The following is a 22,181-nucleotide window of genomic DNA, read 5'->3' as shown; positions in this document are numbered from 1 at the left end:
GCGACAAGGCGCAAAAATCATCTGCTACGGTGAAAATTAGTGCAGTTCGTTTCCTTTGTTACAAATCTCTGCCTGAGTCCAGAAAGGCTTAATGCATCAGCAGCATTCCTCGCCTGTTTGCAACCGCGTAAGGTCATTCATCTGCATATGTGCTGCAACAATCTGGCGAGCAGACAAGCACACTCCCATGAGACGCAGCGCGCGTTATTCTACGTGAAAACGGATTAAACGGCAGGTTAAACCGAGTATCTTTGTGAATATTTTTTCACGTTAGTATCAAGTGGCTGTGAGGACGCGAAAAAATCCCCTTGCCCGCCTGTAACACCGCGCTGAATCAGGGTCTGCCACTCGCTTCGCGAACGCACGCCGGTGGCGTAAACCTGAGTGCTGGTCCCGGAGCAGGCTTCCACCAGGCTTTGAACCAGCAGCTGGTTCTCCGTTCGCTTCTCAATGTTTCTGACCAGCCCCGGATGGAGCTTGAGTAACTCAACATTAAGTTCTTTGATCCAACTGGTGCTTACCAGCGTCAAACCAGCCTGGTTGACGGCTACCCGTACCCCTAAAGCATTCACTAAACGAATAACAGGTTGTAAACGACTGATATGTTGACCTACATCGGCCTCTGCAAGTTCAATAATTATGCGTTTTCGTTGTGATTTTTCACATTGCATTAACGTATCGCGCAGCCAACGCTGAAAACGCGGGCGAATCAGCGACTCAACGGTAACCTGAATCGCCAGATTTTCCTCTGGCCAGTAACGCAATAGTGGAATAAGACGGCTGATTTGCAGACGGTCATACTCTTCCGATAAGCCAAACTGCAAGACCATCGGCATATACTCCGCCGAGCTAACCTCTTCATTACCATCAAAGATGCGGCACATGAGTTCGCGATGATGAACCTGACCTTCGCGAGTAACCGCCGGTTTTTGATAAAGGCGCGGGCCGCCGCGACTGAGCATTTGCTCGATAAGCGTACGCCAGCGAACATTACCGCGTCCTTTTTCAGGCAACGAGTCATCGTAAATAGCCCAGCTATTGCCGCCCTGCAATCCCGCATTACGCGTGGCAGACTCTGCATGTTCCATTACCTGCTCGGTATCCTGACCACTACGCCAGGCGCAGATACCAATGTGGATCATATCGTCGCGATCGAGCATTTTATTGTTCGGCAAGGTATCGACGGCTTTGATTAACTGACCGGCGATGCTCTCTGCCTCTTTTAACGTCCGGTGCGGTAACAGCGCAGCAAAATCACTGCGGTGGTAACGCGCCAGCAGTGCGCCAGGGTAGCGCATCATAAATGTCGACAGCAGATTCGTCAGAGTGAAGAACTGTTCTTCAACCTGGCTGTGCCCCCAGGTATCACTCAACATATTGAAATCCGGCAGACGAATCATCATCACGATCCCGTGGGTACCTACTTTCTCCTGATCTTCCAGTAACGTTGCTAACTGATTATCGAAAAAGAGTCGGTTATTGAGGCCGGTTTTCACGTCCTGTGCGGCATAAGAGCGGATCAGCGTATCAAGACGGCTGTGTTGTTCGCGTGCGTTCTGAATTTCACGAAGCAGCGTATCCAGCGCACTGCTGGTTGTGGGCGGCCATTCATAGATGGTTCCCAACACATTAGAGCCACGCTCACCGTTTAAGATACGAGTAGCCCGGGTTTCCAGCAATTCTTGCCCGGCAAGTTGCCGTTGTAACCAGCGTACCGCCAGAAAGAGCATAAGAATGATAAAGCCAATCGCCCCCGTGAGCGGCGCGGTGGTCATCAACGAATGGAAATAGTTGCCCATCGGATCCTGATAAACCAGACGCAACGACATCCCCGGATGCTTTATCAACGGAACGCTCAGTTCACGAAACAGATCGCTGGTGCCAACCGGACGATAACTACCATTTCTGGCCAGGGTATAAACCTGTTTATCACCATGCAGCAGGTCTACACGAACGATATCTGCTGACACCATTAATTCGGTAATTTGTGGCCTTAATGCGCTGAAGTCATTCGACACAAGGTGGGTATCAATCGCCGTCGCCACCGCCTGAACGCGATGACTAAACTTATACTGAATGGCGTTGTAGAAACTTAGCGAACAGCCCAGCAAAGTCACAAAAATTGTTAACCCGGTGAGCAGCGTAACAAAGGCCGAAAATTTCGTCGTTAATCTCATCCTTGTGTTAACTCCGATAGTGAGGAAGCGGGCATACTAGCAAATCAGATTTATCTCGCAATTTATTGCGCTTCATCGGCTTTGCTTTTCCATTAGCGAGTATAGTCTTCAGAAATTATTTTCCAATCCATCATGCACATGAGGACCACTTATGCAGGCGTTACTTTTAGAACAGCAGGACGGCAAAACTCTCGCATCAGTACAGACTCTGGACGAAAGTCGCCTGCCGGAGGGCGATGTCACGGTCGATGTTCACTGGTCGAGCCTGAACTATAAAGATGCGCTGGCGATTACCGGTAAGGGAAAAATCATCCGTAATTTTCCGATGATTCCTGGGATCGATTTTGCCGGAACTGTACGCACCAGCGAAGATCCGCGTTTTCATGCCGGTCAGGAGGTGTTACTCACTGGCTGGGGCGTTGGTGAAAACCACTGGGGTGGGCTGGCGGAGCAGGCGCGAGTGAAAGGTGACTGGCTGGTTGCCATGCCGCAAGGGCTGGACGCGCGTAAAGCAATGATTATCGGTACTGCCGGTTTTACCGCCATGCTGTGTGTGATGGCGCTGGAAGATGCCGGTGTTCGCCCGCAGGACGGGGAGATTGTTGTGACGGGTGCCAGTGGTGGCGTCGGCAGTACCGCCGTAGCGCTGCTGCATAAGTTGGGTTACCAGGTCGTTGCCGTTTCCGGTCGCGAAAGTACCCATGAATATCTGAAAAGTTTAGGTGCCAGCCGTATTCTCCCTCGTGATGAGTTTGCCGAATCCCGTCCTCTGGAAAAACAAGTGTGGACTGGGGCAATTGACACCGTTGGCGACAAAGTGCTGGCAAAAGTGCTGGCGCAAATGAATTACGGCGGCTGCGTGGCGGCCTGTGGTCTGGCGGGTGGTTTTACTCTGCCAACCACGGTCATGCCATTTATTCTGCGTAATGTCCGTTTGCAAGGGGTGGATTCAGTAATGACGCCACCAGAACGCCGCGCACAAGCCTGGCAGCGACTGGTCGCCGATTTACCGGAATCATTCTATACCCAGGCGGCAAAAGAGATATCTCTGTCAGAGGCACCGAACTTTGCCGAGGCCATCATTAATAACCAGATCCAGGGTCGCACGCTGGTGAAGGTTAACTAACCATTTAGCAAGGAATAATAAGAGAGGGAACTCATTTTGAAATCATTATTCAATCGGTTAACGGGAAAAGCGGTTAGCCGGACAGCTTTAGTCGAACACCTTGGTCATGAAGTTGTACAACATCATCCAAACTGGAAAGTCATGATTTCGACTGACCATAAATTGATGCGCATTGATACTCCACTAAACAGCTATTATTGATACGCCTCCGTCGCCTGTTAGGTTTATGGTGCTTTGCCTGGGCGACGCTACGCTTAACCCCTTACTTATTTCTGGTACCATGGGGTGAATAATCTGATTTTATTTGACTACAAATTAATCACTCGGACGTATTTAATGCTGAGCATTGTCAATCGGTTAATTTTGCGTGCTTTAGCATTCACATCTATCCAGACGATGCAGTGAAAATTGGGTAATCCCCAGCAACCGCTGCGTAATGTCGTCTATCTTGTCGCGATCCTGGCATCCCTACATTATTTGTGGTCTGTGAAGATTATCTCATTGCAGCCCCTCATCTTCGCAGGGCTGGCTTTACAGCTTTTCACCTTACGTTATAAGAAGTTCCGTCGATGATGGCGCTAATTTCGTGAATTGTGCGGCTTGTTGCAAATTACACGGTGTTGAAGGTTATTTACATGTTAGCTGTTGATTATCTTCCCTGATAAGACCAGTATTTAGCTGCCAATTGCTACGAAATCGTTATAATGTGCGACCTCGTCCTCCCTGACGCAGTTTTTGCGCTGCGGAAAAGGTGACATTGGCGCAACGAAGGTATATTTTGTTTTTTGCCGGAGGATAGCAGCAGATCGCTGCACAATGTCCGTCAAGTCTAACATTGACACTCTGGGGCAAAATAGACCGGCGTCCCGGCCTGCTGGAATTTATCGCTATGCATACAGCTGTCGGGGCATACGCTTTACAGACGGCGGTGAAACGCCTGTCACAATCACACTAAACAAAGAGTACGGAACCCACTCATGGATATTCGTAAGATTAAAAAACTGATCGAGCTGGTTGAAGAATCAGGCATCTCCGAACTGGAAATTTCTGAAGGCGAAGAGTCAGTACGCATTAGCCGTGCAGCTCCTGCCGCAAGTTTCCCTGTGATGCAACAAGCTTACGCTGCACCAATGATGCAGCAGCCAGCTCAATCTAACGCAGCCGCTCCGGCGACCGTTCCTTCCATGGAAGCGCCAGCAGCAGCGGAAATCAGTGGTCACATCGTACGTTCCCCGATGGTTGGTACTTTCTACCGCACCCCAAGCCCGGACGCAAAAGCGTTCATCGAAGTGGGTCAGAAAGTCAACGTGGGCGATACCCTGTGCATCGTTGAAGCCATGAAAATGATGAACCAGATCGAAGCGGACAAATCCGGTACCGTGAAAGCAATTCTGGTCGAAAGTGGACAACCGGTAGAATTTGACGAGCCGCTGGTCGTCATCGAGTAACGAGGCGAACATGCTGGATAAAATTGTTATTGCCAACCGCGGCGAGATTGCATTGCGTATTCTTCGTGCCTGTAAAGAACTGGGCATCAAGACTGTCGCTGTGCACTCCAGCGCGGATCGCGATCTAAAACACGTATTACTGGCAGATGAAACGGTCTGTATTGGCCCTGCTCCGTCAGTAAAAAGTTATCTGAACATCCCGGCAATCATCAGCGCCGCTGAAATCACCGGCGCAGTAGCAATCCATCCGGGTTACGGCTTCCTCTCCGAGAACGCCAACTTTGCCGAGCAGGTTGAACGCTCCGGCTTTATCTTCATTGGCCCGAAAGCAGAAACCATTCGCCTGATGGGCGACAAAGTATCCGCAATCGCGGCGATGAAAAAAGCGGGCGTTCCTTGCGTACCGGGTTCTGACGGCCCGCTGGGCGACGATATGGATAAAAACCGTGCCATTGCTAAACGCATTGGTTATCCGGTGATTATCAAAGCCTCCGGCGGCGGCGGTGGTCGCGGTATGCGCGTAGTGCGCGGCGACGCTGAACTGGCACAATCCATCTCCATGACCCGTGCGGAAGCGAAAGCTGCTTTCAGCAACGATATGGTTTACATGGAGAAATACCTGGAAAATCCTCGCCACGTCGAGATTCAGGTACTGGCTGACGGTCAGGGCAACGCTATCTATCTGGCGGAACGTGACTGCTCCATGCAGCGCCGCCACCAGAAAGTGGTCGAAGAAGCGCCAGCACCGGGCATTACCCCGGAACTGCGTCGCTACATCGGCGAACGTTGCGCTAAAGCGTGTGTTGATATCGGCTATCGCGGTGCAGGTACTTTCGAGTTCCTGTTCGAAAACGGCGAGTTCTATTTCATCGAAATGAACACCCGTATTCAGGTAGAACACCCGGTTACAGAAATGATCACCGGCGTTGACCTGATCAAAGAACAGCTGCGTATCGCTGCCGGTCAACCGCTGTCGATCAAGCAAGAAGAAGTTCACGTTCGCGGCCATGCGGTGGAATGTCGTATCAACGCCGAAGATCCGAACACCTTCCTGCCAAGTCCGGGCAAAATCACCCGTTTCCACGCACCTGGCGGTTTTGGCGTACGTTGGGAGTCTCATATCTACGCGGGCTACACCGTACCACCGTACTATGACTCAATGATCGGTAAGCTGATTTGCTACGGTGAAAACCGTGACGTGGCGATTGCCCGCATGAAGAATGCGCTGCAGGAGCTGATCATCGACGGTATCAAAACCAACGTTGATCTGCAGATCCGCATCATGAATGACGAGAACTTCCAGCATGGTGGCACTAACATCCACTATCTGGAGAAAAAACTCGGTCTTCAGGAAAAATAAGACTGCAAAAGCGTCAAAAGGCCGGATTTTCCGGCCTTTTTTATTACTGGGGATCGACAACCCCCATAAGGTACAATCCTCGCTTTCTTCACCCATCAGGGACAAAAAATGGACACTCGTTTTGTTCAGGCCCATAAAGAGGCGCGCTGGGCGCTGGGGCTGACCCTTTTGTATCTGGCAGTTTGGTTAGTAGCCGCTTACTTACCTGGCGTTGCCCCCGGTTTTACCGGCTTTCCGCGCTGGTTTGAGATGGCCTGCATCCTGACGCCGCTGCTGTTTATTGGACTGTGCTGGGCGATGGTGAAATTTATCTATCGCGATATCCCACTGGAGGATGACGATGCAGCTTGAAGTAATTCTACCGCTGGTCGCCTATCTGGTGGTGGTGTTCGGTATCTCTGTTTATGCGATGCGTAAACGGAGCACCGGCACCTTCCTTAATGAGTATTTCCTCGGCAGCCGCTCTATGGGCGGTATTGTGCTGGCGATGACGCTCACCGCGACTTATATCAGTGCCAGTTCGTTTATCGGCGGGCCTGGAGCTGCTTATAAATACGGCCTGGGTTGGGTATTGCTGGCGATGATTCAGCTTCCTGCAGTCTGGCTTTCACTCGGTATTCTCGGCAAGAAGTTTGCGATTCTTGCGCGCCGCTACAATGCAGTGACGCTGAACGATATGCTGTTTGCCCGCTACCAGAGTCGTCTTCTGGTGTGGCTGGCGAGTTTGAGTTTGCTGGTTGCGTTCGTTGGTGCGATGACCGTGCAGTTTATCGGCGGTGCGCGCCTGCTGGAAACCGCGGCGGGTATTCCTTATGAAACCGGGCTGCTGATTTTTGGTATCAGCATTGCGTTATATACCGCCTTTGGTGGCTTTCGCGCCAGCGTGCTGAACGACACCATGCAAGGGCTTGTGATGCTGATTGGCACCATTGTGCTGCTTATTGGCGTGGTACATGCCGCTGGCGGCTTAAGCAACGCAGTACAGACCTTGCAAACCATCGATCCGCAACTGGTTACGCCACAAGGCGCTGACGATATTCTGTCGCCTGCCTTTATGACGTCGTTCTGGGTACTGGTGTGCTTTGGCGTTATAGGCCTGCCGCATACTGCGGTGCGCTGTATCTCTTATAAAGACAGCAAAGCAGTACACCGGGGGATCATCATCGGTACGATTGTAGTCGCAATCCTGATGTTCGGTATGCACCTGGCCGGAGCGTTAGGTCGTGCAGTGATCCCCGATCTCACCGTACCGGATCTGGTGATCCCGACGTTAATGGTAAAAGTGCTGCCACCGTTTGCTGCCGGGATCTTTCTGGCTGCACCTATGGCTGCGATCATGTCGACAATTAACGCCCAATTGCTACAAAGTTCCGCTACGATCATTAAAGATCTCTATCTGAATATCCGTCCGGATCAAATGCAAAACGAGACGCGTCTGAAGCGGATGTCGGCGGTAATTACGTTAGTTCTCGGCGCGTTGCTGCTGCTTGCCGCCTGGAAGCCGCCAGAAATGATCATCTGGCTGAATTTGTTGGCCTTCGGTGGGCTGGAAGCCGTTTTCCTGTGGCCGCTGGTGCTGGGTCTTTACTGGGAACGCGCCAACGCCAAAGGCGCGCTAAGTGCGATGATCGTTGGCGGCGTGCTGTATGCCGTACTCGCGACGCTGAATATTCAGTACCAGGGCTTCCACCCTATCGTGCCCTCGTTACTACTAAGTTTGCTGGCTTTCCTGGTCGGAAACCGTTTCGGTACATCCGTCCCGCAAGCTACCGTTTTGACTACTGATAAATAAAGAGTTTTGCCATGCCTTGGATCCAACTGAAACTGAACACCACCGGCGCGAACGCGGAAGATCTTAGCGATGCGCTGATGGAAGCGGGTGCCGTTTCTATCACTTTTCAGGATACCCACGATACGCCAGTATTTGAGCCGCTGCCGGGCGAAACGCGCCTGTGGGGCGACACCGATGTGATTGGTCTGTTCGACGCTGAAACCGATATGAACGACGTGGTGGCGATTCTGGAAAACCATCCGCTGCTCGGCGCAGGCTTCGCGCATAAAATCGAACAACTAGAAGATAAAGACTGGGAGCGCGAATGGATGGATAATTTCCACCCGATGCGCTTTGGTGAACGACTGTGGATCTGCCCTAGCTGGCGTGATGTGCCGGACGAAAACGCCGTCAACGTGATGTTAGATCCAGGGCTGGCGTTTGGTACGGGTACCCATCCAACCACCTCTCTGTGCCTGCAATGGCTCGACAGCCTCGATTTAACCGGTAAAACAGTCATCGACTTTGGCTGTGGTTCCGGCATTCTGGCGATCGCGGCGCTGAAACTGGGTGCAGCAAAAGCCATTGGTATTGATATCGATCCGCAGGCGATTCAGGCCAGCCGCGATAACGCCGAACGTAATGGCGTTTCTGACCGTCTGGAACTCTACTTACCGAAAGATCAGCCAGAAGACATGAAAGCCGACGTGGTGGTCGCTAACATCCTTGCAGGCCCATTACGTGAACTGGCACCGTTAATCAGCGTCCTGCCGGTTTCAGGCGGTTTGCTGGGCCTTTCCGGTATTCTGGCAAGCCAGGCAGAGAGCGTTTGCGAAGCTTATGCCGACAGCTTCGCACTGGACCCGGTCGTGGAAAAAGAAGAGTGGTGCCGTATTACCGGTCGTAAGAATTAACCTTCGCATCGCCGTAGGGTGACGCGGGGCGAAGTGCGAGCAAGCTCACAAAAGGCACGTAAATTTGCCGATTATTTACGCAAATTTGCGTGCCAAAATTTTCATTCATAAAGAAAAATTGAGAACTTACTCAAATTTCTTTGAGTGTAAATTTTAGTCACTATTTTCTAATATGATGATTTTTATGAGTAATTATCGCACCACGCTCATTTTAAATGCAATTCTTTGATCCATCTCAGAGGATTGGTCAAAGTTTGGCCTTTCATCTCGTGCAAAAAATGCGTAATATACGCCGCCTTGCAGTCACAGTATGGTCATTTCTTAACTCATGCGCATCGGACAATATCAGCTCAGAAATCGCCTGATCGCAGCGCCCATGGCTGGCATTACTGACAGACCTTTTCGGACGTTGTGCTACGAGATGGGAGCCGGATTGACAGTATCCGAGATGATGTCTTCTAACCCACAGGTTTGGGAAAGCGACAAATCTCGTTTACGGATGGTGCACATTGATGAACCCGGTATTCGCACCGTGCAAATTGCTGGTAGCGATCCGAAAGAAATGGCAGATGCAGCACGTATTAACGTGGAAAGCGGTGCCCAGATTATTGATATCAATATGGGTTGCCCGGCTAAAAAAGTGAATCGCAAGCTCGCAGGTTCAGCCCTCTTGCAGTACCCGGATGTCGTTAAATCGATCCTTACCGAGGTCGTCAATGCAGTGGACGTTCCTGTTACCCTGAAGATTCGCACCGGCTGGGCACCGGAACACCGTAACTGCGAAGAGATTGCCCAACTGGCTGAAGACTGTGGCATTCAGGCTCTGACCATTCATGGCCGTACACGCGCCTGTTTGTTCAATGGAGAAGCTGAGTACGACAGTATTCGGGCAGTTAAGCAGAAAGTTTCCATTCCGGTTATCGCGAATGGCGACATTACTGACCCGCTTAAAGCCAGAGCTGTGCTCGACTATACAGGGGCGGATGCCCTGATGATAGGCCGCGCAGCTCAGGGAAGACCCTGGATCTTTCGGGAAATCCAGCATTATCTGGACACTGGGGAGTTGCTGCCCCCGCTGCCTTTGGCAGAGGTTAAGCGCTTGCTTTGCGCGCACGTTCGGGAACTGCATGACTTTTATGGTCCGGCAAAAGGGTACCGAATTGCACGTAAACACGTTTCCTGGTATCTCCAGGAACACGCTCCAAATGACCAGTTTCGGCGCACATTCAACGCCATTGAGGATGCCAGCGAACAGCTGGAGGCGTTGGAGGCATACTTCGAAAATTTTGCGTAAACAGAAATAAAGAGCTGACAGAACTATGTTCGAACAACGCGTAAATTCTGACGTACTGACCGTTTCTACCGTTAACTCTCAGGATCAGGTAACCCAAAAACCCCTGCGTGACTCGGTTAAACAGGCACTGAAGAACTATTTTGCTCAACTGAATGGTCAGGATGTGAATGACCTCTATGAGCTGGTACTGGCTGAAGTAGAACAGCCCCTGTTGGACATGGTGATGCAATACACCCGTGGTAACCAGACCCGTGCTGCGCTGATGATGGGCATCAACCGTGGTACGCTGCGTAAAAAATTGAAAAAATACGGCATGAACTAATTCAGGTTAGCTAAATGCTTGATTAAAAAGGCGCTACTCGGCATGGGGAAGCGCCTTTTTTATAGGTGTCACAAAGGGAGTGACCATGAAAACAGGATGTGAACCAACCCGATTTGGTAATGAAGCTAAGACCATTATTCACGGTGATGCCCTTGCCGAACTTAAAAAGCTACCTACTGAAAGCGTCGATCTGATCTTTGCCGACCCACCGTATAGCATCGGTAAAAATTTTGATGGTCTGATCGAAGCCTGGAAAGAAGATCTGTTTATCGACTGGCTGTTTGAAGTGATTGCAGAGTGCCACCGCGTTCTGAAAAAGCAGGGCAGCATGTACATCATGAACAGTACGGAAAACATGCCCTTTATCGATCTCCAGTGCCGCAAGCTTTTTACCATCAAAAGTCGCATCGTCTGGTCATATGACAGTTCTGGAGTGCAGGCGAAAAAACACTACGGTTCCATGTATGAACCCATCCTGATGATGGTGAAAGACGCAAAGAACTACACGTTCAACGGTGATGCTATTCTGGTAGAAGCCAAAACCGGATCGCAGCGCGCGTTGATCGATTATCGCAAAAATCCTCCACAGCCTTACAATCATCAAAAAGTACCGGGTAACGTCTGGGATTTTCCGCGCGTGCGTTATTTGATGGATGAATATGAGAACCACCCGACGCAAAAACCGGAAGCCTTACTGAAACGCATTATTCTCGCCTCTTCCAACCCAGGCGATATCGTTCTCGACCCGTTTGCCGGTAGCTTTACTACCGGTGCCGTAGCCGTCTCCAGCGGGCGAAAATTCATTGGTATTGAGATCAACAGCGAGTACATCAAAATGGGGCTTCGACGGCTGGATGTCGCGTCGCATTACTCTGCGGAAGAACTGGCGAAAGTGAAAAAAAGAAAGACCGGCAACCTGTCAAAACGAAGTCGGTTAAGCGAAGTTGACCCCGATCTCATTGCAAAGTAAAGGAAGTGTAAGCCTGGTTTTCAGATTATTCATTTCGTGTATATTTCCTGCCAGACTTGGTTAAACATGCACAGGCTCAGGTAATGATTCGCAAGTATTGGTGGCTCGTCGTTTTCGCTGTCTTCGTTTTTCTGTTTGATACTTTACTGATGCAGTGGATTGAACTGCTGGCAACAGAAACAGACAAATGCCGCAATATGAACTCAGTTAATCCACTAAAACTGGTTAACTGTGACGAACTGAATTTTCAGGACAGAATGTGAATTTATATGACACTTAATTCATTCGTTTGATGAATTAATTTCGTTATGTTTTCATCTGGCATGAACATTCTTAATACGTTATCGACCAGTGCGGGTGCTTGTTTATAAAGATCATAACCCGCCATATTCATTAACCAGTTTTGAACAATTCCGCTGAAGGCACCATCAATAATAATCATCACAACATCTAAATCGAGATTATTTGCTATACAACCTTGTTGCTGACATGCCTGCAATACTTCGCGGAGAGTCTGCGGATTAAAGCCCATCTTTTCGCGTATCACTCCCTCGGCCAGCATCTCATCATTAAATTCACATTTGTGATATAAGATTTTCAGCAACGCCTGCTGGCGGGGAATTTTGGCAATATATTGCAAGCCGACAATCAATTTTTCACGCAATTGTTGAAACGGGTCATGCTCTAATCCAGCCGTCAAGTGTTCCTGGATTAACTCCCGCAATGAAGGCTGTTGCAACCACATCTCATTAAACAGTTGAGTCTTGTTTTCGAAGTGCCAGTAGATAGCGCCACGCGTAACGTTAGCGGCGTCGGCAATGTCGTTGAGCGTCGTCTTGCTTACGCCATGCTGCGCAAACTGGGCGATGGCAGTTTCAATCAGTTCTTGCCGGGTCTTCAGAGCTTCGGCTTTGGTTCTTTTTGCCATGATTAATTATTCAGGAAATAAATATATTCGACACAGAGTGAGAAAATAGCGAAGGTTAATCTATCACCTAATGTGTATTTATACGAGAGGCTAATATTGAGTTGCTATAGATCGTTAAATAAATAATATATATTATTTACCTAAGATACATTCACTACATCAATATATATTTCAATTTACGAGGTTTTAATTCTGCCTCTTTCAACCCGCGTCAAAATAAAACAGTAGAATATTAATCTTTTTTTGTGTTTATGTGCCTTGAGACGCCTGTATTCATAACTATTCCTTACATCGACGAATGATAATTTGTAGGATAGCGAACTGTATTTTTCTTTCTGCGAGTTAACGCGTTGCCTTTTTGGGTAAATAACGCGCTTTTGGTTTTTTGAGGAATAGTAATGACGAAACATGCCAGGTTTTTCCTCCTGCCCTCCTTTATTCTGATCTCCGCGGCTTTAATCGCCGGTTGTAACGATAAGGGAGAAGAGAAAGCTCACGTCGGTGAACCGCAGGTTACCGTTCATATTGTAAAAACGGCCCCGTTAGAAGTTAAGACTGAATTACCAGGCCGCACCAATGCTTATCGTATAGCCGAAGTTCGCCCACAGGTTAGCGGGATCGTACTGAATCGCAATTTCACTGAAGGCAGCGATGTGCAAGCAGGCCAGTCCCTGTACCAGATCGATCCCGCGACCTATCAGGCAAATTATGACAGCGCGAAAGGCGAACTGGCGAAAAGTGAAGCCGCCGCCGCCATCGCGCATTTGACGGTAAAACGTTACGTTCCGCTCGTGGGTACGAAATACATCAGCCAGCAGGAGTACGACCAGGCCATTGCTGATGCTCGCCAGGCCGATGCCGCCGTGATTGCCGCAAAAGCCACAGTCGAAAGCGCTCGCATCAATCTTGCTTATACCAAAGTGACTGCGCCAATTAGCGGACGTATCGGCAAATCGACTGTGACCGAAGGCGCTCTTGTCACTAATGGGCAAACGACTGAACTGGCAACTGTCCAGCAGCTCGATCCTATCTATGTTGATGTGACCCAATCCAGCAACGATTTTATGAGGCTGAAGCAGTCCGTAGAGCAAGGAAATTTGCATAAGGAAAACGCCACCAGCAACGTAGAGTTGGTCATGGAAAACGGTCAAACCTATCCCCTGAAAGGTACGCTGCAATTCTCCGATGTGACCGTTGATGAAAGCACCGGCTCCATAACCCTACGTGCTGTCTTCCCTAACCCGCAACATACGCTTTTGCCGGGTATGTTTGTGCGTGCACGGATTGATGAAGGCGTCCAACCTGACGCCATTCTCATCCCGCAACAAGGCGTTAGCCGCACACCGCGTGGTGATGCAACCGTGCTGATTGTTAACGATAAAAGTCAGGTGGAAGTGCGCCCTGTCGTTGCCAGTCAGGCGATTGGCGATAAATGGTTGATTAGCGAAGGTCTGAAATCTGGCGATCAAGTCATTGTCAGCGGCCTGCAAAAAGCGCGTCCGGGAGAGCAGGTTAAAGCCACTACCGATACCCCCGCAGATACTGCATCGAAGTAAGGTAATCTGACATGGCAAACTTTTTTATTCGACGACCGATATTTGCATGGGTGCTGGCCATTATTCTGATGATGGCGGGCGCACTGGCGATCCTACAATTGCCCGTCGCTCAGTATCCAACCATTGCACCGCCTGCGGTTTCTGTTTCAGCAAACTATCCGGGCGCTGATGCGCAGACCGTGCAGGATACGGTGACGCAGGTTATCGAACAGAATATGAACGGTATCGATAACCTGATGTATATGTCCTCCACCAGCGATTCCGCCGGTAGCGTGACAATTACCCTTACCTTCCAGTCCGGGACCGATCCTGATATCGCGCAAGTGCAGGTGCAGAACAAACTCCAGCTCGCCACGCCGTTGCTGCCGCAGGAGGTTCAGCAGCAGGGGATCAGTGTTGAAAAGTCCAGTAGCAGCTATTTGATGGTGGCAGGCTTTGTCTCTGATAACCCAGACACCACACAGGACGATATCTCGGACTATGTGGCCTCTAACGTTAAAGATACGCTTAGCCGTCTGAATGGCGTCGGTGACGTACAGCTTTTCGGCGCACAGTATGCGATGCGTATCTGGCTGGACGCCGATCTGCTAAACAAATATAAACTGACACCGGTTGATGTGATTAACCAGTTGAAGGTACAGAACGATCAGATCGCTGCCGGACAGTTGGGCGGAACGCCAGCGTTACCAGGGCAACAGTTGAATGCCTCGATTATTGCTCAGACGCGGTTAAAAAATCCGGAAGAATTCGGCAAAGTGACCCTGCGCGTAAACAGTGACGGCTCGGTGGTGCATCTGAAAGATGTCGCACGGGTTGAACTTGGCGGTGAAAACTATAACGTTATCGCTCGCATCAACGGAAAACCGGCGGCGGGCCTGGGTATTAAGCTGGCAACCGGCGCGAATGCTCTCGATACCGCGAAAGCCATTAAGGCAAAACTGGCGGAATTACAGCCATTCTTCCCGCAGGGAATGAAGGTTCTCTACCCTTATGACACCACGCCATTCGTCCAGCTTTCTATTCACGAAGTGGTAAAAACACTGTTCGAAGCTATTATGCTGGTGTTCCTGGTGATGTATCTGTTCTTGCAGAATATGCGAGCAACGCTGATCCCCACCATTGCGGTACCCGTGGTGTTGTTAGGGACGTTTGCCATCCTCGCCGCTTTTGGTTACTCCATCAACACACTAACGATGTTCGGGATGGTGCTTGCCATCGGGCTGCTCGTCGATGATGCGATAGTGGTGGTGGAGAACGTCGAGCGCGTGATGATGGAGGATAAGCTCCCGCCAAAAGAAGCGACGGAAAAATCAATGTCGCAAATACAGGGCGCACTGGTGGGTATCGCGATGGTGCTGTCAGCGGTATTTATTCCGATGGCATTCTTCGGCGGTTCTACTGGGGCAATTTATCGTCAGTTCTCTATCACCATCGTTTCGGCAATGGCGCTTTCTGTTCTGGTGGCATTGATTCTTACCCCTGCGTTATGTGCAACACTGCTCAAACCCACCTCAGCTGAGCATCACGAAAATAAGGGTGGTTTCTTCGGCTGGTTTAATACCACCTTCGATCATAGCGTTAACCACTACACCAACAGCGTCGGCAAAATCCTCGGTTCCACAGGACGATATTTACTGATCTATGCGCTGATTGTTGCAGGAATGGTGGTGTTGTTTTTACGTCTTCCGTCTTCCTTCTTACCTGAAGAGGATCAGGGTGTCTTTCTGACCATGATTCAGTTACCCGCTGGCGCGACGCAAGAGCGGACGCAAAAAGTGTTGGATCAAGTGACGGATTACTATCTGAAGAACGAGAAAGCAAATGTTGAAAGTGTCTTTACGGTTAACGGCTTTAGCTTCAGCGGCCAGGCACAAAACGCCGGTATGGCCTTCGTCAGTCTGAAACCGTGGGAAGAGCGTAATGGTGATGAAAACAGTGCGGAAGCGGTAATCCATCGTGCCAAAATGGAGTTGGGCAAGATCCGCGACGGTTTTGTCATTCCATTCAATATGCCAGCCATTGTTGAACTGGGCACGGCAACGGGTTTCGACTTTGAGTTAATTGATCAGGCTGGGCTGGGTCACGATGCCCTAACCCAGGCCCGTAACCAGTTGCTTGGTATGGCGGCGCAACATCCTGCCAGCTTAGTCAGCGTGCGTCCCAATGGCCTGGAAGACACCGCGCAGTTTAAACTGGAAGTTGACCAGGAAAAGGCGCAGGCATTAGGTGTTTCACTTTCTGACATCAATCAGACCATTTCAACGGCGTTGGGTGGGACTTACGTTAACGACTTCATCGACCGTGGTCGCGTGAAAAAGGTGTATGTTCAGGCGGATGCCAAATTCCGTATGCTGCCAGAAGATGTCGATAAACTTTATGTCCGCAGCGCCAACGGCGAAATGGTGCCATTCTCTGCCTTTACCACTTCACATTGGGTGTATGGCTCTCCGCGACTGGAACGCTACAACGGTCTGCCGTCAATGGAGATTCAGGGGGAAGCCGCGCCAGGAACCAGTTCCGGCGATGCCATGGCGTTGATGGAAAACCTTGCGTCAAAATTACCTGCGGGCATTGGTTATGACTGGACGGGTATGTCGTATCAGGAACGCTTATCGGGAAACCAGGCTCCCGCTCTGGTAGCAATTTCCTTTGTGGTTGTTTTCCTGTGCCTTGCTGCACTCTATGAAAGCTGGTCAATTCCTGTCTCGGTTATGTTAGTCGTGCCGTTAGGGATTGTCGGCGTGCTGCTGGCGGCGACACTCTTTAATCAAAAAAATGACGTCTACTTTATGGTGGGCTTGCTAACGACAATTGGCTTGTCGGCCAAAAACGCTATTTTGATTGTTGAGTTCGCTAAAGATCTCATGGAGAAAGAGGGTAAAGGTGTTGTTGAAGCGACACTAATGGCAGTACGTATGCGTCTGCGTCCTATCCTGATGACCTCTCTCGCCTTTATTCTCGGCGTATTACCGCTGGCTATCAGTAACGGTGCCGGCAGTGGCGCGCAGAACGCAGTGGGTATCGGGGTAATGGGCGGAATGGTCTCTGCAACGTTGCTGGCAATCTTCTTCGTACCAGTGTTCTTTGTGGTGATCCGCCGTTGCTTTAAAGGATAAATCAGAAACATAAAGGCGCTTTCGGGCGCCTTTATTATTTCCAGTGAAACCCATAAAAATTAATAAAATATTCTTCCACTCACTCTTTAAAAACTTTCTATAGTTCCCGCTCCCTTCACTATTTTTACAATTCACATAATTTGTCATTATTCATTCCGTAAGATTTATAACCTCCGGTGATAAAATGGCATTCAGCTCGTTAATAAGAGAGTTAACTTATTAAGCGTTAGCGTTTATTACTGAGGTAACACCATGAAAAGATTAATTCCTGTGGCATTGCTCACCGCATTGCTGGCGGGCTGTGCTCACGATTCGCCCTGCGTTCCGGTTTATGACGATCAGGGGCGTCTGGTTCACACCAATACCTGTATGAAAGGCACAACTCAGGATAACTGGGAAACGGCTGGGGCTATTGCTGGCGGAGCAGCAGCTGTTGCTGGCCTGACGATGGGGATCATCGCTCTGTCGAAATAACTGAACAGGGCGCGGAGTTTCGCGCTCTGTTTAACGATACAGTATCTTTACATAAGATAAAATATTGCTATATTCTGCTGGCTAATTCTCTGCTGATTTAGCATGTTATATCGCGTTATTTCGCTGCTTTCGAAATAACGCATCAATTTAACTTTCGCACTTCCCACCAGAAATATACTCACGCTAACAATCATTATTCTGCTTAGTAAAACACGCGTAAATATTTTGCGCCAAAATGTGGCGCATGTTTCATTTTCGCACCATTGCGGGGCGCTGTTTTTATTATTTCCTGTCTACACTCAGCTTATTGCGACGCGAAATCGTGCGCAAAAGCTGGCACTACTTTTGCTTATAAGAGGATGGCCACAGACAGGTAAAAGACGTTTCCCAAACGTCCTATAACGATAATTTTCGCCTCACAGGAAGCATTATGAAAAAGATGATGATAGCCACACTGGCTGCCGCCAGCGTGCTGCTTGCCGTTGCTAATCAGGCGCATGCTGGCGCGACGCTTGATGCCGTACAGAAAAAAGGTTTTGTGCAATGCGGGATCAGTGATGGATTACCTGGGTTCTCTTATGCCGATGCTGACGGTAAATTTTCAGGTATTGATGTTGATATTTGTCGTGGTGTTGCCGCTGCTGTATTTGGTGACGACACGAAAGTGAAATATACCCCGCTCACTGCAAAAGAACGCTTCACCGCTTTACAGTCAGGGGAGGTGGATTTGCTCTCCCGTAATACGACCTGGACTTCATCTCGCGATGCCGGGATGGGAATGGCATTTACTGGCGTCACTTATTACGACGGCATTGGCTTCCTGACGCACGATAAAGCGGGGCTAAAAAGCGCGAAAGAACTGGATGGCGCTACCGTCTGTATTCAGGCGGGTACTGATACCGAACTCAACGTCGCCGACTATTTCAAGGCAAACAATATGAAGTACACACCAGTGACTTTCGATCGCTCTGACGAATCAGCGAAGGCACTGGAATCTGGTCGCTGCGATACGCTGGCTTCGGATCAATCCCAACTGTATGCCCTGCGCATCAAATTAAGCAACCCGGCTGAATGGATTGTCTTACCGGAGGTTATCTCTAAAGAACCGCTTGGGCCGGTAGTTCGTCGTGGCGATGATGAATGGTTCTCGATTGTACGCTGGACGCTTTTCGCCATGCTAAATGCTGAAGAGATGGGCATCAATTCCCAGAACGTCGATGAAAAAGCGGCTAATCCAGCAACGCCTGATATGGCACATCTGCTGGGTAAAGAAGGCGATTACGGCAAGGATCTGAAGTTGGATAATAAATGGGCCTATAACATCATCAAACAGGTGGGTAACTACTCGGAAATTTTTGAGCGTAACGTAGGTTCAGAAAGCCCGCTGAAAATTAAACGTGGGCAAAATAATCTCTGGAATAACGGCGGTATTCAGTACGCGCCGCCCGTGCGTTAAGTCGGTGTGAGGTAACGAGCGTCGCTACGGCGGCGCTCTCTTCAGCGTTATGCTTTCCGAGGTTTCTATGTCTCATCGCCGCTCAACCGTTAAAGGCTCACTCTCCTTTGCCAACCCTACGGTTCGTGCCTGGTTATTCCAGATCCTTGCCGTTGTTGCTGTTGTCGGCATTGTTGGTTGGTTATTTCACAACACTGTAACGAATCTCAATAATCGTGGCATTACTTCAGGTTTTGCCTTTCTGGATCGCGGCGCTGGCTTCGGTATTGTCCAGCATTTGATCGATTACCAGCAGGGCGACACCTACGGACGCGTTTTTATTGTCGGCTTACTCAATACGCTACTGGTTTCTGCATTGTGTATTGTGTTCGCTTCTGTTTTGGGCTTCTTTATCGGTCTGGCGAGACTTTCGGATAACTGGCTGCTACGAAAGCTTTCCACAATTTATATTGAGATCTTCCGTAATATTCCCCCGCTGCTGCAAATCTTCTTCTGGTACTTTGCCGTGTTGCGCAATTTGCCCGGACCACGCCAGGCTGTGAGCGCGTTTGATCTGGCCTTTTTGAGCAATCGTGGGCTTTATATTCCGTCACCGCAGCTGGGAGACGGATTTATTGCGTTTATCCTGGCTGTTGTTATGGCTATAGTCCTTTCTGTTGGGCTATTCCGCTTTAATAAAACATACCAGATAAAGACCGGACAACTGCGCCGCACCTGGCCGATCGCCGCAGTGTTGATCATTGGTTTGCCTTTACTGGCGCAATGGCTTTTTGGCGCAGCACTACACTGGGATGTCCCAGCCCTACGAGGCTTTAACTTCCGCGGCGGGATGGTTTTAATTCCTGAACTGGCAGCCTTAACGCTGGCACTTTCGGTTTATACATCTGCATTTATCGCCGAGATTATCCGCGCTGGGATCCAGGCAGTGCCTTATGGTCAACATGAAGCGGCTCGGTCACTGGGATTACCCAACCCGGTTACGCTACGCCAGGTCATTATTCCCCAAGCATTGCGGGTGATTATTCCACCGTTAACCAGCCAGTATCTCAACATCGTCAAAAACTCCTCTCTTGCCGCCGTTATTGGCTATCCCGATATGGTTTCGCTGTTTGCCGGCACCGTGCTGAATCAGACGGGGCAAGCCATCGAGACGATAGCCATGACCATGTCGGTCTATCTGATTATCAGCCTGACTATCTCGCTGCTGATGAATATCTATAACCGCCGCATCGCGATCGTTGAACGCTAAGGAGTCATGATGACAAAAGTATTGCTGTCTCATCCCCCGCGCCCGGCGAGCCATAACTCAAACCGCGCGATGGTGTGGGTGCGAAAAAATCTGTTCTCCAGCTGGAGCAATAGCCTGCTGACTATTGGCTGCATATGGTTGATGTGGGAACTGATCCCACCGTTGCTGAACTGGGCATTTTTGCAGGCTAACTGGGTTGGCTCAACGCGTGCCGACTGCACAAAAGCCGGTGCCTGTTGGGTCTTCATCCACGAACGATTTGGTCAGTTTATGTATGGGCTTTACCCACACGACCAACGCTGGCGAATTAACCTCGCATTACTGATTGGGCTTGTGTCGATCGCACCAATGTTCTGGAAAATACTCCCGCATCGCGGTCGCTATATTGCGGCCTGGGCGGTGATTTACCCACTGATTGTCTGGTGGCTGATGTATGGCGGTTTTTTTGCTCTTGAGCGGGTTGAAACCCGGCAATGGGGCGGGCTGACGCTAACTTTAATTATTGCATCAGTTGGGATTGCGGGGGCGCTACCGTGGGGGATCTTACTGGCGTTAGGTCGCCGCTCCCATATGCCGATTGTGCGTATCTTATCGGTCATTTTTATCGAGTTCTGGCGCGGCGTACCGCTGATTACCGTATTGTTTATGTTTTCGGTCATGCTGCCGTTGTTTATGGCAGAAGGCACCAGTATCGACAAACTGATCCGCGCGCTGGTTGGCGTGATCCTGTTTCAGTCAGCATATGTTGCGGAAGTCGTGCGAGGCGGATTACAGGCGCTGCCTAAAGGGCAATATGAAGCGGCAGAGTCGCTGGCGTTGGGTTACTGGAAAACTCAGGGGCTGGTTATTCTGCCACAGGCGTTGAAGCTGGTAATTCCTGGGCTGGTAAATACCATCATCGCACTCTTCAAAGATACCAGCCTGGTGATCATCATCGGCTTGTTCGATCTTTTCAGTAGCGTTCAGCAGGCAACCGTTGATCCCGCCTGGTTGGGTATGTCGACGGAAGGGTATGTTTTCGCCGCGCTGATCTACTGGATCTTCTGTTTCAGCATGTCGCGCTATAGCCAGCATCTGGAAAAACGTTTTAACACCGGGCGTACACCGCATTGAGGACACTATGAGCCAAATTTTACTGCAACCTGCTAACGCGATGATTACGCTGGAAAACGTCAATAAATGGTATGGACAATTCCATGTTTTGAAAAATATAAATTTAACCGTGCAACCGGGAGAACGGATCGTTCTGTGTGGCCCTTCAGGTTCCGGTAAATCGACAACCATTCGTTGTATTAATCATCTGGAAGAACATCAACAGGGACGGATCGTGGTAGATGGCATCGAACTTAATGAAGATATCCGCAATATTGAGCGCGTCAGGCAGGAAGTGGGAATGGTCTTTCAGCATTTCAATCTCTTCCCTCATCTGACCGTTTTACAGAACTGTACCCTGGCACCGATTTGGGTACGCAAGATGCCAAAGAAAGAGGCTGAAGCTCTGGCGATGCATTACCTTGAGCGGGTGAGAATTGCCGAACATGCGCATAAGTTTCCCGGACAGATTTCAGGTGGTCAGCAGCAACGCGTTGCCATTGCGCGCTCGCTGTGTATGAAGCCGAAAATTATGTTGTTTGATGAGCCCACATCGGCGCTCGATCCGGAGATGGTGAAAGAGGTGCTGGATACGATGATTGGGCTGGCGCAATCGGGTATGACAATGTTGTGTGTAACGCATGAGATGGGGTTTGCGCGAACCGTCGCTGACCGGGTGATTTTTATGGATCGTGGCGAAATAGTGGAGCAAGCTGCACCTGATGAATTTTTTGCGCATCCTAAATCAGAGCGTACGAGGGCATTTTTATCGCAGGTAATCCATTAATTGAATGTTAGTTCGAAAAGCAAAAAGGCCATCCTTTCGGATGGCCTTTCGCTTGATTTGATGTCTGGCAGTTCCCTACTCTCGCATGGGGAGACCCCACACTACCATCGGCGCTACGGCGTTTCACTTCTGAGTTCGGCA

At 49.8% G+C, this 22,181-nt stretch carries 19 protein-coding genes and 1 rRNA gene; 17 read left to right on the top strand and 3 right to left on the bottom strand.

Annotated elements, in window-relative coordinates:
- Window positions 1–236: 236 nt before the first annotated feature.
- Entirely contained in the window at window positions 237–2,177 is a 1,941-nt protein-coding gene (csrD, locus tag OQV04_RS02155; protein WP_001241419.1) for an RNase E specificity factor CsrD, read from the bottom strand.
- 151 nt (window positions 2,178–2,328) lie between these two features.
- Here csrD and acuI point away from each other — a divergent pair, with 151 nt between their 5' ends.
- The 10 genes from acuI to OQV04_RS02105 all read left to right on the top strand — a co-directional run bounded on the left by acuI (window position 2,329) and on the right by OQV04_RS02105 (window position 11,645).
- The gene (acuI, locus tag OQV04_RS02150; protein WP_032281674.1) at window positions 2,329–3,303 is read left to right on the top strand and encodes an acrylyl-CoA reductase (NADPH); all 975 of its coding nucleotides are present in this window, start codon (window positions 2,329–2,331) and stop codon (window positions 3,301–3,303) included.
- A 977-nt stretch (window positions 3,304–4,280) separates the two neighbouring features.
- Window positions 4,281–4,751: an acetyl-CoA carboxylase biotin carboxyl carrier protein gene (accB, locus tag OQV04_RS02145; protein WP_000354622.1), complete on the top strand. Its 471-nt coding sequence runs from the start codon at window positions 4,281–4,283 to the stop codon at window positions 4,749–4,751.
- Window positions 4,752–4,761: 10 nt separating this feature from the next.
- Window positions 4,762–6,111: an acetyl-CoA carboxylase biotin carboxylase subunit gene (accC, locus tag OQV04_RS02140; protein ID WP_000884639.1), complete on the top strand. Its 1,350-nt coding sequence runs from the start codon at window positions 4,762–4,764 to the stop codon at window positions 6,109–6,111.
- A gap of 108 nt (window positions 6,112–6,219) precedes the next feature.
- The gene (locus tag OQV04_RS02135) at window positions 6,220–6,462 is read left to right on the top strand and encodes a YhdT family protein (RefSeq protein ID WP_000381170.1); all 243 of its coding nucleotides are present in this window, start codon (window positions 6,220–6,222) and stop codon (window positions 6,460–6,462) included.
- Entirely contained in the window at window positions 6,452–7,903 is a 1,452-nt protein-coding gene (panF, locus tag OQV04_RS02130) for a sodium/pantothenate symporter (RefSeq protein ID WP_032281675.1), read from the top strand. The genes OQV04_RS02135 and panF overlap by 11 nt, the downstream gene beginning before the upstream one ends.
- A gap of 11 nt (window positions 7,904–7,914) precedes the next feature.
- A complete protein-coding gene (prmA, locus tag OQV04_RS02125; RefSeq protein WP_001145821.1) occupies window positions 7,915–8,796 on the top strand; it encodes a 50S ribosomal protein L11 methyltransferase in 882 nt (293 codons plus the stop codon).
- Between the two features lie 328 nt (window positions 8,797–9,124).
- Window positions 9,125–10,090: a tRNA dihydrouridine synthase DusB gene (gene dusB / locus OQV04_RS02120; RefSeq protein WP_001219652.1), complete on the top strand. Its 966-nt coding sequence runs from the start codon at window positions 9,125–9,127 to the stop codon at window positions 10,088–10,090.
- A gap of 25 nt (window positions 10,091–10,115) precedes the next feature.
- Complete coding sequence (fis, locus tag OQV04_RS02115; RefSeq protein WP_000462905.1) at window positions 10,116–10,412, top strand: DNA-binding transcriptional regulator Fis; 297 nt, start codon at window positions 10,116–10,118, stop codon at window positions 10,410–10,412.
- 85 nt (window positions 10,413–10,497) lie between these two features.
- Window positions 10,498–11,382 carry an adenine-specific DNA-methyltransferase gene (yhdJ, locus tag OQV04_RS02110; protein ID WP_045177481.1) on the top strand — a complete coding sequence of 295 codons (885 nt, stop codon included), beginning with the start codon at window positions 10,498–10,500 and terminating at the stop codon, window positions 11,380–11,382.
- 83 nt (window positions 11,383–11,465) lie between these two features.
- Window positions 11,466–11,645: a DUF2556 family protein gene (locus tag OQV04_RS02105; RefSeq protein WP_001295275.1), complete on the top strand. Its 180-nt coding sequence runs from the start codon at window positions 11,466–11,468 to the stop codon at window positions 11,643–11,645.
- Between the two features lie 2 nt (window positions 11,646–11,647).
- Here OQV04_RS02105 and acrS read toward each other — a convergent pair whose 3' ends face one another.
- Complete coding sequence (acrS, locus tag OQV04_RS02100; RefSeq protein WP_001603879.1) at window positions 11,648–12,310, bottom strand: multidrug efflux transporter transcriptional repressor AcrS; 663 nt, start codon at window positions 12,308–12,310, stop codon at window positions 11,648–11,650.
- A gap of 398 nt (window positions 12,311–12,708) precedes the next feature.
- Here acrS and acrE point away from each other — a divergent pair, with 398 nt between their 5' ends.
- From acrE to OQV04_RS02065, 7 genes are all read left to right on the top strand, one after another.
- Entirely contained in the window at window positions 12,709–13,866 is a 1,158-nt protein-coding gene (gene acrE / locus OQV04_RS02095) for a multidrug efflux RND transporter periplasmic adaptor subunit AcrE (protein ID WP_000160336.1), read from the top strand.
- 11 nt (window positions 13,867–13,877) lie between these two features.
- Window positions 13,878–16,982 carry a multidrug efflux RND transporter permease subunit AcrF gene (gene acrF, locus OQV04_RS02090; protein ID WP_032281677.1) on the top strand — a complete coding sequence of 1,035 codons (3,105 nt, stop codon included), beginning with the start codon at window positions 13,878–13,880 and terminating at the stop codon, window positions 16,980–16,982.
- Between the two features lie 252 nt (window positions 16,983–17,234).
- Window positions 17,235–17,456: a membrane protein gene (locus OQV04_RS02085; RefSeq protein WP_000825639.1), complete on the top strand. Its 222-nt coding sequence runs from the start codon at window positions 17,235–17,237 to the stop codon at window positions 17,454–17,456.
- Between the two features lie 430 nt (window positions 17,457–17,886).
- Window positions 17,887–18,912, top strand: a complete 1,026-nt coding sequence (locus tag OQV04_RS02080) for an amino acid ABC transporter substrate-binding protein (protein WP_000738568.1) — start codon at window positions 17,887–17,889, stop codon at window positions 18,910–18,912.
- A 67-nt stretch (window positions 18,913–18,979) separates the two neighbouring features.
- Complete coding sequence (locus tag OQV04_RS02075; RefSeq protein ID WP_332641592.1) at window positions 18,980–20,161, top strand: amino acid ABC transporter permease; 1,182 nt, start codon at window positions 18,980–18,982, stop codon at window positions 20,159–20,161.
- A gap of 9 nt (window positions 20,162–20,170) precedes the next feature.
- Window positions 20,171–21,274, top strand: coding sequence for an amino acid ABC transporter permease (locus tag OQV04_RS02070; RefSeq protein WP_101969534.1), 1,104 nt, complete (start codon window positions 20,171–20,173; stop codon window positions 21,272–21,274).
- Window positions 21,275–21,281: 7 nt separating this feature from the next.
- Window positions 21,282–22,040, top strand: coding sequence for an amino acid ABC transporter ATP-binding protein (locus OQV04_RS02065; RefSeq protein WP_000078338.1), 759 nt, complete (start codon window positions 21,282–21,284; stop codon window positions 22,038–22,040).
- 62 nt (window positions 22,041–22,102) lie between these two features.
- On the opposite strand, the gene rrf is transcribed toward OQV04_RS02065, so the two are convergent.
- Window positions 22,103–22,181, bottom strand: a 5S ribosomal RNA gene (gene rrf / locus OQV04_RS24990); the annotation flags it as partial.

It is taken from the genome of Escherichia sp. Lx600-2 (genome assembly GCF_036662595.1).
In the GTDB taxonomy this organism is placed as follows: Bacteria; Pseudomonadota; Gammaproteobacteria; order Enterobacterales; family Enterobacteriaceae; genus Escherichia; species Escherichia coli.
The sequence above is the reverse complement of the archived record's forward strand: the minus strand, read 5'-3'. Positions and strand labels throughout refer to the sequence as shown.

Coding starts and splice junctions, on each gene's coding strand:
- csrD (WP_001241419.1), bottom strand. CDS start 2,177: ATGAGATTAACGACGAAATTTTCGGCCTTTGTTACGCTGCTCACCGGG.
- acuI (WP_032281674.1), top strand. CDS start 2,329: ATGCAGGCGTTACTTTTAGAACAGCAGGACGGCAAAACTCTCGCATCA.
- accB (WP_000354622.1), top strand. CDS start 4,281: ATGGATATTCGTAAGATTAAAAAACTGATCGAGCTGGTTGAAGAATCA.
- accC (WP_000884639.1), top strand. CDS start 4,762: ATGCTGGATAAAATTGTTATTGCCAACCGCGGCGAGATTGCATTGCGT.
- OQV04_RS02135 (WP_000381170.1), top strand. CDS start 6,220: ATGGACACTCGTTTTGTTCAGGCCCATAAAGAGGCGCGCTGGGCGCTG.
- panF (WP_032281675.1), top strand. CDS start 6,452: ATGCAGCTTGAAGTAATTCTACCGCTGGTCGCCTATCTGGTGGTGGTG.
- prmA (WP_001145821.1), top strand. CDS start 7,915: ATGCCTTGGATCCAACTGAAACTGAACACCACCGGCGCGAACGCGGAA.
- dusB (WP_001219652.1), top strand. CDS start 9,125: ATGCGCATCGGACAATATCAGCTCAGAAATCGCCTGATCGCAGCGCCC.
- fis (WP_000462905.1), top strand. CDS start 10,116: ATGTTCGAACAACGCGTAAATTCTGACGTACTGACCGTTTCTACCGTT.
- yhdJ (WP_045177481.1), top strand. CDS start 10,498: ATGAAAACAGGATGTGAACCAACCCGATTTGGTAATGAAGCTAAGACC.
- OQV04_RS02105 (WP_001295275.1), top strand. CDS start 11,466: ATGATTCGCAAGTATTGGTGGCTCGTCGTTTTCGCTGTCTTCGTTTTT.
- acrS (WP_001603879.1), bottom strand. CDS start 12,310: ATGGCAAAAAGAACCAAAGCCGAAGCTCTGAAGACCCGGCAAGAACTG.
- acrE (WP_000160336.1), top strand. CDS start 12,709: ATGACGAAACATGCCAGGTTTTTCCTCCTGCCCTCCTTTATTCTGATC.
- acrF (WP_032281677.1), top strand. CDS start 13,878: ATGGCAAACTTTTTTATTCGACGACCGATATTTGCATGGGTGCTGGCC.
- OQV04_RS02085 (WP_000825639.1), top strand. CDS start 17,235: ATGAAAAGATTAATTCCTGTGGCATTGCTCACCGCATTGCTGGCGGGC.
- OQV04_RS02080 (WP_000738568.1), top strand. CDS start 17,887: ATGAAAAAGATGATGATAGCCACACTGGCTGCCGCCAGCGTGCTGCTT.
- OQV04_RS02075 (WP_332641592.1), top strand. CDS start 18,980: ATGTCTCATCGCCGCTCAACCGTTAAAGGCTCACTCTCCTTTGCCAAC.
- OQV04_RS02070 (WP_101969534.1), top strand. CDS start 20,171: ATGACAAAAGTATTGCTGTCTCATCCCCCGCGCCCGGCGAGCCATAAC.
- OQV04_RS02065 (WP_000078338.1), top strand. CDS start 21,282: ATGAGCCAAATTTTACTGCAACCTGCTAACGCGATGATTACGCTGGAA.